Origin of the sequence: Pseudoalteromonas sp. SG44-5, assembly GCF_014164175.1 — a bacterium.
Lineage (GTDB): Bacteria > Pseudomonadota > Gammaproteobacteria > Enterobacterales > Alteromonadaceae > Pseudoalteromonas > Pseudoalteromonas nigrifaciens.
This window is the reverse complement of sequence record NZ_JACJES010000003.1, coordinates 347,574-361,003: the sequence shown is the minus strand read 5'-3', so window position 1 is coordinate 361,003 and position 13,430 is coordinate 347,574. Positions and strand designations below refer to the sequence as shown.

The following is a 13,430-nucleotide window of genomic DNA, read 5'->3' as shown; positions in this document are numbered from 1 at the left end:
CAAATGGGTAAGTGATTAATTACTGCTCAAAAGGGGAGTCTACGTGCGAATTAATAAACCAAAATTTAATTATTTATCAATGCTAGTTATGGTGAACTTAGGTGTTTCAGCCGCTGTAAATGCATCAGAGACGAATAATAGTGCAAATAAAGACATAGAAGTTATTGCTGTATCAGGTATGCATGCCAGCATGGTCAAGTCGATGGATATCAAAAAATCATCTAGTGGTGTTGTTGATGCCATCATTGCGGAAGATATTGGTAAGTTTCCCGATCAGAACGTTGCTGAATCTTTACAGCGAATCTCAGGTGTTGCGATTGACCGAGATGGTGGCGAAGGGCAATTAGTGAGTGTTCGTGGTTTAGGTCCTGAATTTAATGCTGTGCTGGTAAATGGTCGTACTATGTCGACCGTTAGTGGTGGCAGAGCATTTAGCTTTGATACCCTTGCCTCAGAGCTAATTAGTGGCGCAGAAGTACACAAAACACAATCAGCAAAATTACAAGATGGTAGTATCGGTGCGACGATTAATATAACGACTCATCGCCCATTAGATATTGGTGAATTTAAAGCGATTGGTAGCATAAAAAATACTTACGACAAATTGTCTGACTCAAATAATCCGACATTTTCGGGCTTGATTAGTAATACTTTTGATGATGGAAAGTTTGGTCTTTTAGCATCACTTGCTTATAGCGATAAAGACAGTCGTAGTGATATTGCGCAAACAGCTGGCTATGTAGAAGAAACATTAGACTCATTAACAAGTGGTGAGACACTCGAAGATGTATTCATGCCACAAAACTACGATCAAATCGTAAAAACTGAAAATCGAGAACGTACCAGCGGTAGCTTAGTATTACAGTATCGTCCTAGTGATGACCTTTTGTTTACCGCCGATGCGCTATATTCAAAATATGATGTTAGTTATCGCGAAGATGTTCTTGCACATTGGTTCGAGTCAGGCAATATCGTTGATGCCACTTTAGATGAAAATCGCACCATTGTTCGACTTGCAACAGGTAATAACAGTGCAACAGATTACTTAAACCGCTTATCTTACCGTCCAACCACGACTAAAGCACTTGGTGTAAATATGGACTGGCAGTTAAACGATGAAATTAATATTGCTGCCGATGTGTCATACTCTAATGCGAAGTCTAACGGAGGTAATGGTACTACAGATACCGTAGCTGGCTTTTTTAATAGCTATACCTTTGATAATACGCAAGGTGGCGCAATACCGGTTTTAGGCTTCTCGGAAAACTTAAGTAAAGATATCTTGGGCGCAAACTGGGCCAGTATTTTTGGTGATGATATTGAAGATGAAATAGCTGAAGCACGACTGGGGGCAGAATGGATTGTCGATGCGGGTTCGCTGTCTAAAATTAACTTTGGTACCTCATATTCAAACCGTACTTTATCCACTATGCCAACGAACACTGATCAAACTGTACGTAATGGCTGGGGGGGATATGTCGTACAACTTCCTGCAAGCCTATTCAGTGACTTTGACGCAGATGGCTTTTTATCTGCTGTTGACGGCAACCCTGTTAGTCAGTGGTTAAGCTTCGATTCTTATGAATATATGGCATTTTTAGAAAGTAATCAAGGTTATACACAACTTGACCCTGAATCTGCTGAGCGCATGAAGCAAGCTATGGATAACAATGGTGGTCATACTGCACAAAATGTATTGTCTGATTCATATGAAGTTGAAGAAGAGCTAAAAGCAATCTATGTTGATGCTTACTTCGATGGTGAATTTAATTATCTGCCATGGCAGGTTGTTGCTGGTGTTCGTTATGTACAAACAAATACTAAATCATCAGGTTATGGCAATGAATTAATTGATATTACAGGGCCTGATGCACTAGGTAAGTATGTCCCTATAATGTCTGATGATTTATCGCGTATTAGTGCAGATGGCGATTATAGTAATGTCTTACCTAGCATAAATGCCAATATTGAAGTTATTGAAAATGTGATCGTACGTACGGCTTGGTCAAAGAGCATAACGCGTCCAACATTAACTGAACTGTCTCCAGCGACGACTTATAGTGAAGGCAAAATTGACAGCTTATCAGCCTCTGGTGGCAACCCTAACCTTAAACCTTATGAATCAGATAACTTCGATTTAAGTCTTGAGTGGTATTTTGATGATGCAAGCTATGCTGCTATCTCTTATTACACCAAAGATATCGATAACTTTATTGATGCAGGACAATCACAAGAAAGCGTAACGGTTCCTAACGGTGAATTCGAAGTAAAAGTTAGCCGTCCAATGAACCTTAACTCAACTAAAATCGACGGAGTTGAACTTGCTTTACAGCATAGATTTACCTACTTACCTGCGCCATTCGATGGTTTAGGTATGATGGCAAATATGACCTTTGTTGATAGTGAATCAAGTGCCGACACCGCGGAAAACCCATTACCATTGCCAGGTTTAGGGGATTCGCAAAATGCGGTGTTATTTTATGAGAAAGACGCCATTCAATTCCGCGTAGCTTACAACAACCGCTCTGAGTTTATGCAAGTAACCTCTAACTGGGCAGGCGGCGCGCCAATTTATGTTGAAGACTATTATCAAGTTGATATTAGTGGAAGTTATGATATCAATGAATCGTTTACGGTGTTCTTTGAAGGTATTAACGTGACCAATGAAGTGACCAATAAACGTGGTTTATATAGTAATCATGCTTTATATACCATTGAAACTGGCCCTCGCTACTCAATTGGTGTTCGTGGTTCATTCTGATCCCCAAGCAACAAAGGGATTTGTTGATTTATTAAGATACTAGCTAGTTTTATTAATCTAGCTAGGTCTCTTTTTCATCCAATTACTGAACACTAATATTATGAAAAAAGCACATATTTGGCTGAGAGCCGAAACTAAACCTTATGAGCAACGTACTGCACTGTCGCCAATAGGTGCAAAAAAATTAATTGAGGCGGGCTTTAAAGTGACCGTTGAATGCTCACCTCAAAATATTTTTACTCAAGAGCAGTATCAAGAAGTTCATGCCGAAATTGTCGAGCAGGGCAGCTGGGTTAATGCGCCGAAAGACGCGATTATTTTAGGTTTGAAAGAACTACCCGAGGATGATTTTCCGCTGATCCACCAACATATTTATTTTGCCCATGCTTATAAAGAGCAAGCAGGCTGGCAAGAGCTATTATTACGCTTTAAGCACGGTGGGGGCGAGTTATTCGACTTGGAGTATTTGGTTGATGAGCAACAACGAAGAATTGCCGCTTTTGGTTACTGGGCAGGCTTTTCAGGTGCTGCTTTATCCATATTGGCTTGGGCAAATCAACAGCAAAACGTTAATCCACCATTAGCTAATATTTCATCTTATCAAGACAAAGAGCAACTGCTTGGCGACCTTAAACAGGCGATAAGCCAAATCGATACTAAACCGAAAATGCTAGTCATAGGTGCTAAAGGTCGCAGTGGTAGCGGTGCAGTGGATTTAGCTAAATCACTATTACTTGATGTTATCGAATGGGACTTAGCCGAAACCAAAAAAGGCGGACCGTTTGTCGAAATCACTCAAGCTAATATTTTTGTTAACTGCGTACTGATTAATCGAGATTTACCGCCATTTATCACTAAAGAGTTACTGGATCAACCAACAAGGAAATTGTCGGTGATTGTTGATGTCAGTTGTGATCCCTACGGGAGCTACAACCCATTACCTATTTATAAACAATGCACAACGTTCGAAACTCCTTGTTTACGCATTGATGACACTAATGTGCTTGACCTTATTGCTATCGACCATCTGCCGTCGTTATTACCTAAAGAAAGCAGCGAGGATTACGGCGAGCAATTAGTAAAACATTTATTAACGCTTACTGACAAATCTCAGGGGGTTTGGCCTGCAGCATTAGACTTATTTAAACGTAAAATAACCGAAATTAAAACAGGAAATATATGACTCATACTATACATTGGCTAGGAGCTGGATTATCGTCAGCACCTGGTATTATTGAATTAGCAAAAAAAACAACGCCTATTATTGTGTGGAATCGTAGCTTAGCGAAAGCACAGCAAGTACTGGGAAATAGTGATGTTGAGATTGATGTCCGCCAGTTAAACTGGGATGCATTAACTGCGAGTGTAAAACCCGGTGATGTACTCGTGTCAATGTTACCAGCGACTATGCACTTAACTGTGGCAGAATTTTGTTTACAACACCAAGCCCACTTTGTTTCTAGTAGCTATATCGCACCGGAAATGGCGGAGTTAGACGCCAAAGTAAAAGCGGCCAATTTATGCTTTGTCAATGAGGTAGGTTTAGATCCTGGTATCGATCATTTATTTGCTCATTTGTTGGTTGATAGCTACCAAACTAGTGAGCAATATTCACCAGGAAACCAGCATTATTTTCGCTCTTATTGTGGCGGATTTCCGAAAGAGGCCAATGACTTTAAATATAAATTTAGCTGGTCACCATTAGGGGTTTTAAAGGCGTTACGTTCAAAAGCACAATGGCAAGAAGACGGCCAAGTGAAAACTTCTAATGCCCCTTGGGAAGCGTTAAGTGAATATCAAGCGCAATTATTTGATCATCATGAAACATTCCAAGCCTATCCTAATAGGGACTCAATACCCTTTATCAAACAATATAATTTTAAAGATGATTGGGATGTTCAGGAATTCGTCCGTGGGACATTACGATTAAATGGTTGGTCAACAGCATGGCAGCCACTATTTGACGAGATAGCTACGCTCTCAGGGAGCGAGGGCGAGCAACGCTTGCAGGAAATTAGTCAAGAGCTTGAGCAAAAATATGGCTATGATGAAGGTGAAGCGGATCGCGTAGTCATGTGCGTAGAGTTAGAAGTTCGACGTGAAGGCAAAGTGGTTTGGCATCAAAGTTATCAGCTAGATAGTCAAGGTAACGAGCAAGGACCTGCCATGGCTCGACTAGTGTCATACCCAGTTAGTTTGGCAATAGAGTCTGTACTTAATCACCAAATATCAACAGGGGTAAGTGCGGCGCCAGAAAATGTCAAACAAATTGATCAATGGCTATCAAAGTTAACGACTTTAGGAGAGTCGATTGGTCACCATGATTATTTAACAAAGTAAAATAAAACGGCGATTGAATGCTTGACCTTCAATCGCCGTTTTTATATATAGTTATCTACCAGAAACATGGATTAAAGCTAAGTATGCTTTTCTTTAATTGATACTAAATAATCAATGTTTCTACAAAGCCCTGGAGTGACTGAGCAAATAGTTTAAGAATTATGTCGATTTTCCATAAAACAACTAACAATAAAAAACAGCGCCCAGTTACCCTGAAATACACATGTTTACGTACTTTTAGTCTGGCCGCTAAAAATTAAAGGGATAAGCATGATAGAAAAAAAACAAAAGCCGACGTTATTTGACGCATTATTCCCCATAGTCATTTTACTTTTCTTACTCTTTCTTGCAGTGTATTTTTTTGGCGATGATTCATCGTCAGGACCTAACCAAATAGCATTGATGTTATGCGCAGGCATCGCGTGTCTTATTGGTTTAAAAAATGGCTACAATCGCGATGAAATTGAAATCGGTATTACCAAAGGTATTAGTTTAACGTTAGGGGCCATCTTAATTTTATTAGCGGTCGGCTCACTTATTGGTACTTGGTTATTAGCTGGTACCGTACCAACAATGATTTATTTTGGTTTACAAATTCTCGAGCCGCAATACTTTTATGTCAGTTGCTGTGTTGTTTGTGCGTTGGTTGCGTTATGTATTGGCAGTAGTTGGACGGTAGCGGCAACGATAGGTGTGGCATTAATGGGAGTTTCTTCGGGTATTGATGCCTCCGGCCCGATGACGGCGGGTGCTATTATCAGTGGCGCTTATTTTGGCGATAAACTTTCACCATTGTCAGACACTACTAATCTGGCCTCAGCCATTGCTGGAACAGAACTATTTGTTCATATTAAAAACATGATGTGGAGTACAGTGCCCAGCTTTGCTGTTACCCTCATCATATTCTTTTGTTTTGGTTTAAATAGCAAAGAACAGGTACCTAATGGCCAAATAGAACAGCTATTAGTCAGCCTAGAAAATGAATTTTTTATTGCTTGGTATTTACTGCTACCTTTGTTTATTACTTTATTTTTAGCAGTGAAAAAAATGCCAGCGTTTCCGGCCATTGGTATTGGTGCAATTGCTGGTGCCGTATGGGCGGTGTTATTTCAGCAAGATCTTATTCTGTCTTACGCCAATGATGGTTTATCAACACTCGAAGCTAATACCATGGTGGTATGGCAAGTGATGTTCTCTGGCGTTGAACTAGACACAGGCAATAAGGCGATTGATAGTTTATTAAGTGGCGGTGGTATGGGGTCAATGCTAAATACTATTTGGCTAATAATCTCGGCGATGACGTTCGGTTCAATAATGGAAAAGGTGGGTTTGTTAAGGCGTGTGGTAGAAAGCTTAATGAGCGTGACTAACAGCGTTGCCTCGTTAATTTCTACTACGATAGTGACGGCTTTTGGCACTAACTGTATAGCCGCCGATCAATATATCGCAATTGTAATGCCGGGTAGAATGTTTAAAGAAGAATATAAGCGTCGCCAATTAGCGCCGGAAAATTTATCGCGAGCGTTAGAAGATGGCGGCACGGTCACTGCGCCGCTTATCCCGTGGAATACCTGCGGTGCTTATATGCAGTCGGTATTATTGATCAACCCCTTAGAATATGCGGTCTTTTGTTTCTTTAATTGGCTATCACCCATTGTTGGTATCGTTTTCGCTATTACCGGCTTTAAAGTAAAAGCCTTAGTGGTAAAAACACTCGATAAAGGCGTTAAATTAAGCCCAACAGCAATAAAGTAAAGCTAATCAGCAATATAATAATAAGAGTAAATTATGGCTAAAAAATTAAAACATGTGGTAATTGTTGGCGGTGGCAGCGCTGGCTGGATAGCCGCGGGCAGTATTGCCGCGATGCACAATACACAATCAGGACAGGGGCTAAAAGTGACGTTAATTGAGTCACCTGATGTTAAAAGTATTGGTGTTGGTGAGGGTACTTGGCCGACTATGCGTACCACGTTACAAAAAATGGGTATTTCTGAAACCGACTTTATTCGCGAATGTGATGTTAGCTTTAAACAAGGGGCAAAGTTTGCCAAATGGGTAACGGGCACCGACGATGACTTTTATTACCACCCGTTAGTGTTACCACAGGGTTACTTTGATATTGATTTGTTTAAATATTGGCAAAAAGATAAGCAGGGTATGTCATTTTCAGAGGCGGTGTGTTTTCAAGAACAACTGTGTGAAAAGGGCTTAGCGCCGAAATTAATCACCTCACCTGAATATGCCGCCGTGGCTAATTATGCTTATCATTTAAATGCTGGTAAATTTGCCGAGTTTTTAAAAGCGCATTGTATAAACACGCTGGGTGTTGATTATATTCAAGATCATGTATGTCAGATCAACAGCATAGACTCTGGTGATATTGCCAGTTTAAGCACAAAGCATCATGGTGATATTGCGGGCGACTTGTTTGTTGATTGTACCGGCTTTTCCGCTTTGTTGATTGGTGAACACTATCAAGTGCCGTTTATCAGTAAAAAAGATATTTTATTTATCGATTCCGCACTAGCAGTGCAAGTGCCTTATGAAAAAGGTGCTGATGCCATTGCCTCACACACGATTTCGACCGCACAAGAGGCAGGGTGGATATGGGATATAGGGTTACCGTCGCGCCGCGGTGTTGGTCATGTTTATTCCAGCCGGCATACCACGCAAGCCGAGGCTGAAAAAGCGCTACGGTGTTATTTAAAGGACTCTATTGGTGATAAAAGCGAAAGTATCGCTTTGCGGAAAATTGATATCAACCCAGGTATTCGAGAAAAATTCTGGGTTAATAATTGTGTGGCGGTAGGTATTTCGGCCGGTTTTTTAGAGCCGCTAGAAGCGTCAGCGTTGGTGATGATCGAACTGGCTGTTGCCACGATTGCTGAACAAATGCCAGCAAATCGCGAATGCATGGATATAGTGGCAAAAAGCTTTAATGAGCGCTTTAACTATAACTGGGAGCGCATCATTGATTTCCTTAAATTACATTATATTGCTAGTAAGCGCGAAGACTCGGCATTTTGGCGTGATAACCGTGATCCCGCCACGATTCCTGACAGCTTAAAGTCATTAATGACCTTATGGCAGCATCGCTCGCCGTCAGAATATGACTTTCACTATAAACGTGAGGTGTTCTCAGCGGCAAGTTATCAATATGTGCTTTATGGTATGGACTTTAACTTTACGCCCAACGAACGCCCTGCTAGTGAAGCGGAAGAAAAAATGGCGCAGCGGATGTTTGCTGAAAATAAGCAGGTAACTGAGAAGTACGTCAGTGCTTTACCAAGTAATCGAGAACTGATAGATAAAATTCATCAATTTGGCTTTAGTAAAATTTAATTACAGCAGGTTAGTTATGCATCAATTAGAAACCGTAAATAGCGAGCACCACAGCAACACAAAAGTATCGCTAGCAGGCACGTTAGAACAACATGGACAAGTACACATGAGCCATATTGTCGCGCAGGAGTTTGCTGAGGTTGCCCAGTATTACCCGATCTTTTTTGCGAAAGACAGCGATACTGGTCAATTTCAACCTGTGGCCTTATTTGGCTTAGCGGTGGATGAAAATATTTACCATGACAGTGGCTTGTGGGAAAAGTGCTATTTACCGCTAAAACTGCAAAGCACGCCTTTTTATTTAAGCCAAGACCTTGACACTCAGCGGCCGATTTTAGCAATTGATAGCAATGACGCGCGCGTAAATGAGCAACAAGGTGAGGCGTTATTTAACAACGGCAAGGCGAGCCCCTATTTACAACAACAAAGCGTTATATTGTCTGAGCTTACTCAAGGATTTGTACTTAACAGTGCCTTTATCAACGAGTTGCGAGCGTATAATTTGCTTGAGTCGGTATCGTTAGATATTAAATATAATAATGGTCAAGCACAGCAATTGACCGGCCTATATACCATAAATAAAGAGATGTTAGAGAAGGTACCGAGTGAGGTGCAAACGCAATTTCAGCAACAAGGTTATACCGCTTTACTCAGTGCGGCTATGGCGTCAGTAAGCCATGTTAGTACCTTAATAGATATTAAAAATCGCTTATTGGCCAGTAAGAGCCAAGCACAGTAAAGAGTAAATAACTTAAACTTAGTCATGTTATCTGCTGCGATATTAACGCTAATGATTCAAGTTATATCGCCGATGTTGCTGGTAAGCCCGCCTGAGACGCGAACCGCGGTCTTCATTTAAAAGCGTAGCATCGCTGTTATCGAGGCTAAATGCGTTGTCAATGGCGCGATAGGCTTGCCTAAGACGTATTAGTTCAGGCGACAGCTAACAACTCACTAACGACCTGTAGGGTAAGGCAAAAAAGCCACGTGATGACGTGGCTTTAATATATTGAACATAGTTAGCGCATTAAATATCGAATTTAATACCTTGTGCTAATGGCAATTCAGTCGAGTAGTTGATGGTATTGGTTTGACGGCGCATATACGCCTTCCAAGCATCTGAGCCAGACTCACGTCCGCCGCCGGTTTCTTTCTCACCACCAAAGGCACCGCCAATTTCCGCACCTGAGGTACCAATATTGACGTTAGCAATACCACAATCTGAACCCCAATGAGATAAGAAGTTTTCTGCTTCTCGCAAGTTCTCTGTGAAGATTGCTGAAGAGAGTCCTTGCACAACATCATTTTGTAAAGCAAGAGCATCATGCACATCACCTGAGTACTTTATTAAGTATAAGATCGGCGCGAAGGTTTCATTTTGTACCATGTCGTAATGATTTTCCGCTTCAACAATGGCAGGTTTTACATAACAACCAGACTCATAACCAGGGCCTGATAATACGTCACCGCCGCACAATAACTTACCGCCTTGCTCTTGTACCTTGACTAAAGCATCACTAAACATAGCAACGGCTTGTTGATCAATTAATGGACCAACATGATTACTTTCATCTAGCGGGTTACCAATTTTAAGTCCGGTATACGCTTTGACTAAAATATCCTTTACCTGTTGATAAATGCTTTCATGAATAATAACGCGTCGCGTGCTGGTACAGCGTTGGCCTGCTGTACCTACCGCGCCAAACACAGTACCGGGTATCGCTAGTTTTAAATCCGCTTGTGGCGTTAAAATAATGGCGTTATTACCGCCTAACTCTAGAATAGACTTACCAAACCTTGCCGAAACGCTGATACCGGCATGACGACCGACACGGGTTGAGCCCGTGACTGACATTAATGGGATACGCTTATCATGTAGCATGCCTTCACCGAGTACATTACCGTCACCAATCACTAAAGAGAATATCCCTTCAGGTAGCTCGTTTGCCGTTAAGACCTCGTTTAAGATATTTTGACACGCGATGGCAGTTAATGGCGTTTTCTCTGACGGTTTCCACAACGTGACATTACCACAAATAGCAGAAATCATGGCATTCCACGCCCATACAGCAACCGGAAAGTTAAACGCAGAAACAACCCCGACAATACCGAGCGGGTGGTATTGATCATACATTCTATGCAACGGGCGCTCTGAGTGTAAAGTAGAGCCGTCAAGTTGACGAGATAAGCCAACGGCAAAGTCACAAATGTCGATCATTTCTTGTACTTCACCTAAGCCTTCTTGTAATGATTTACCCATCTCATAGGCTACAAGCTCACCCAATGGCTGTTTAAAGTCACGTAACTTGTTACCAATTTGACGGACGATTTCACCACGGTGAGGGGCCGGTACTTTGCGCCATACTTTAAATGCGGCTTGAGCAGTATTCACCACATGCTCATAGTCTTCGCTTGAACATTTGTAGACGCTAGCAATCGCTTCTCCATCTGCTGGAGATGAAATATCAAATTGACCATTACTTTTTGTCTCCATCCAGTTAATACCGGTTGAAGCGCCGTAGTTGATGGCATTAATGCCTAATTCATTTAAAAATTTCATATGCACCTTTTGTTTTAATGTAGACGCTGTCACGCTGATAGTTCCATTAGTCCTAGTTTAAGTACCTTGATAAATTTATCCGCATCGCATTTATTAAATGCTAATGGCGGTTTAATTTTCAAAATATTATAAAAAGGCCCCTCAGTACTGAGCAAAATGTGATGCTGTTTGAAGAACTCAACTAACCATGAGGTTTTGTCGGTGGCAGGTTGCTTGCTAATGCGGTCTTCGACTAATTCAACACCAATAAATAAGCCTAAACCGCGTACGTCGCCAATAAGCTCAAAGTGTTGCTGTAATAATCTCAATTGCTCTGTAAAGTAAGCGCCAGTTGTTAAGGCATGAGCCTGTAACTGCTCTTGCTCAATCACATCAAGTACTGCCATACCAATGGCACACGACACTGGGTTGCCACCAAAGGTATTAAAGTATTCCATACCAGTGACAAAGGCGTCGGCAATTTCTTGTGTGGTGATCACGGCGGCCATAGGGTGACCATTACCAATTGGCTTACCTAAGGTGACAATATCTGGCACCACATTTTGTGTTTCAAATGCCCACATATGACTACCGACTCGGCCAAAGCCGACTTGTACTTCATCAGCAATACAAACGCCGCCAGCAGCACGTATTTGTTCGTACACCATAGCTAGATAACCGTCAGGCATAATAATTTGGCCAGCAACGCCCTGTAATGATTCACAAATAAAAGCGCTAGGTTTTTTACCGGCCTGTGCTAATTTGGCAAGGGTTGCTTTTACGCTATTGGCATATAGCTCAGCGGTTTTGCTGCCTGTGCCTTGAAATTCACCTCGGTAAGGATCGGGCAGGGTAACCTTATGTACATAAGGTGGTGCACCTTCGCCGCCCGGGCCGTCAAATTTATAAGGGCTAGCTTCGATACAGGCATTGGTATTACCATGATAAGCGCCGTCAACCACCAGTAGCTCTTTTGATTTAGTGAAACAACGCGCTAATCTAAATGCGAGTTCATTCGCTTCACTGCCAGAGTTGACTAACATACAAACAGATAATTTTTCTGGCATGGTTGCCAATAGTTTATCTGTGTAGTTAACGATATTGTCATGTAAATAACGGGTGTTGGTATTTAGTTTGGCTAGTTGTGCTTGTCCTGCCGCGACCACTTTTGGATGGCAATGACCAACATGACAAACATTGTTGACCATATCTAAGTAGGGCACACCTTGCTCAGTAAATAAATAAGCGCCTTGGCCGCGCACCATTTTTAATGGTTCTTGGTAGCTTAAACTTAAGGTTTTTCCTAAGTGTTGCTTACGGTAGCGGATAATATCAGCAGGTGCTTTGCCGCTGTCTAAAGGTAGCTGACATGCTTGACGTAATTGGCATAGCACGGCGAAGGGACTTAATGCGCTTAGTTGTTCAAGTAGCGCCCAGGCCGGTTTTACCGACACTAACAAGTACTTATTGTCTGGTTGCTGCGAAATAGCTAAGGCGGAATTACAAACTGTAGTACATAAACGCAAGGCGACTAATGAATATAAGACTTCGAGTTCGCTGTCAGATAATGGTCGCACCTGATGGTAGCCAGCCACTATGGTTTTAAAGGCATTCAGTACGCCATCTTGTGTTGATTTTTCACCCATTAGGGCATACGCACAGGCAACGGCTAATTCATTAACAATATGGCTGTGTACCATATCACCAAAATCGATCAAACCGGTTATTCTGGTTGGCGCGGTTACATCATTCACTAACAAGTTGTAATCGTTGGCATCATTATGAATTACGCCTTGCGGTAATTGCGCTAGTACAGGCATGGTTTGCGTTTGATAAAGAGTAAGAAATTTCTCTACCAAAGGCGCTTGGTCAGCATGCAGAAGATGCTTTTTGCTCATACAAACACGATAGCCCTGGGCTAAATCCCAATCTAAATAACGAAACGCACCAGGATGTTGAAAACCCGCTAACGCTAAATCAATCTTAGCAACAAATTGGCCTAAATTAGACCAAAGCGACTCATTGTGCGTCAGGCTGTCGGCTTCAGCATAGAACTTGCCCGGGATAAAGGTTAATACCCGTAAATAAAACGTTTGTTGTTCAGCATTAGTGATAGGGGTAATGGTTTCGCCATTTATATTACTCAAAGCATGAGGCACAGCACATTGCTCGGCAGTTAAATGTGCCATAGCCGCATTTTGCATGTCTAGCTCGAGTTTTGGCTCTGCTGAGTTAGCAATTTTAACAATATATTGCGCGTTACTTTCGGTCGTTAATAATAAGTTTTGATCACAATAGCCCATTAGGCTTTTCAATTGCCCAGACAATTGGTATTGCTGAGTTAATAATTGATTAATTGCAATGTCAGAAAACGACGGTGTTTGCTCTGTACTCATTGTTGCCTCTTCAAAGCTTATAGCTAGGTATTGTTGCATACTCTCGCCA

General features: G+C 41.7%; 8 protein-coding genes. 6 read left to right on the top strand and 2 right to left on the bottom strand.

Annotation, left to right across the window (positions count from 1 at the left end):
- Nucleotides 1-43 precede the first annotated feature (43 nt).
- The 6 genes from H5079_RS06185 (at nt 44) to H5079_RS06160 (ending at nt 9,185) form a co-directional block, all read left to right on the top strand.
- A complete protein-coding gene (locus tag H5079_RS06185) occupies nt 44-2,761 on the top strand; it encodes a TonB-dependent receptor (protein WP_310736330.1) in 2,718 nt (905 codons plus the stop codon).
- 100 nt (nt 2,762-2,861) lie between these two features.
- Entirely contained in the window at nt 2,862-3,944 is a 1,083-nt protein-coding gene (locus H5079_RS06180; RefSeq protein ID WP_182683710.1) for a saccharopine dehydrogenase, read from the top strand.
- The gene (locus H5079_RS06175; protein WP_182683709.1) at nt 3,941-5,101 is read left to right on the top strand and encodes a saccharopine dehydrogenase family protein; all 1,161 of its coding nucleotides are present in this window, start codon (nt 3,941-3,943) and stop codon (nt 5,099-5,101) included. The genes H5079_RS06180 and H5079_RS06175 overlap by 4 nt, the downstream gene beginning before the upstream one ends.
- A gap of 270 nt (nt 5,102-5,371) precedes the next feature.
- Entirely contained in the window at nt 5,372-6,856 is a 1,485-nt protein-coding gene (nhaC, locus tag H5079_RS06170; RefSeq protein ID WP_182683708.1) for a Na+/H+ antiporter NhaC, read from the top strand.
- 33 nt (nt 6,857-6,889) lie between these two features.
- Nucleotides 6,890-8,446: a tryptophan halogenase family protein gene (locus H5079_RS06165; protein ID WP_182683707.1), complete on the top strand. Its 1,557-nt coding sequence runs from the start codon at nt 6,890-6,892 to the stop codon at nt 8,444-8,446.
- A gap of 16 nt (nt 8,447-8,462) precedes the next feature.
- Nucleotides 8,463-9,185, top strand: a complete 723-nt coding sequence (locus H5079_RS06160; RefSeq protein ID WP_182683706.1) for a SapC family protein — start codon at nt 8,463-8,465, stop codon at nt 9,183-9,185.
- Nucleotides 9,186-9,473: 288 nt separating this feature from the next.
- Here H5079_RS06160 and H5079_RS06155 read toward each other — a convergent pair whose 3' ends face one another.
- Nucleotides 9,474-11,006: an aldehyde dehydrogenase family protein gene (locus tag H5079_RS06155; RefSeq protein ID WP_182683705.1), complete on the bottom strand. Its 1,533-nt coding sequence runs from the start codon at nt 11,004-11,006 to the stop codon at nt 9,474-9,476.
- A gap of 29 nt (nt 11,007-11,035) precedes the next feature.
- Nucleotides 11,036-13,420 (bottom strand): aminotransferase class III-fold pyridoxal phosphate-dependent enzyme, encoded by a 2,385-nt coding sequence (locus H5079_RS06150; RefSeq protein ID WP_259398049.1) that lies wholly within the window; start codon nt 13,418-13,420, stop codon nt 11,036-11,038.
- Between the last annotated feature and the right edge of the window lie 10 nt (nt 13,421-13,430).

Bases quoted from the DNA above. Each gene is read 5' to 3' on its own strand.
- H5079_RS06180 (WP_182683710.1), top strand. From the start codon at position 2,862: ATGAAAAAAGCACATATTTGGCTGAGAGCCGAAACTAAACCTTATGAG.
- H5079_RS06175 (WP_182683709.1), top strand. From the start codon at position 3,941: ATGACTCATACTATACATTGGCTAGGAGCTGGATTATCGTCAGCACCT.
- nhaC (WP_182683708.1), top strand. From the start codon at position 5,372: ATGATAGAAAAAAAACAAAAGCCGACGTTATTTGACGCATTATTCCCC.
- H5079_RS06165 (WP_182683707.1), top strand. From the start codon at position 6,890: ATGGCTAAAAAATTAAAACATGTGGTAATTGTTGGCGGTGGCAGCGCT.
- H5079_RS06160 (WP_182683706.1), top strand. From the start codon at position 8,463: ATGCATCAATTAGAAACCGTAAATAGCGAGCACCACAGCAACACAAAA.
- H5079_RS06155 (WP_182683705.1), bottom strand. From the start codon at position 11,006: ATGAAATTTTTAAATGAATTAGGCATTAATGCCATCAACTACGGCGCT.
- H5079_RS06150 (WP_259398049.1), bottom strand. From the start codon at position 13,420: ATGCAACAATACCTAGCTATAAGCTTTGAAGAGGCAACAATGAGTACA.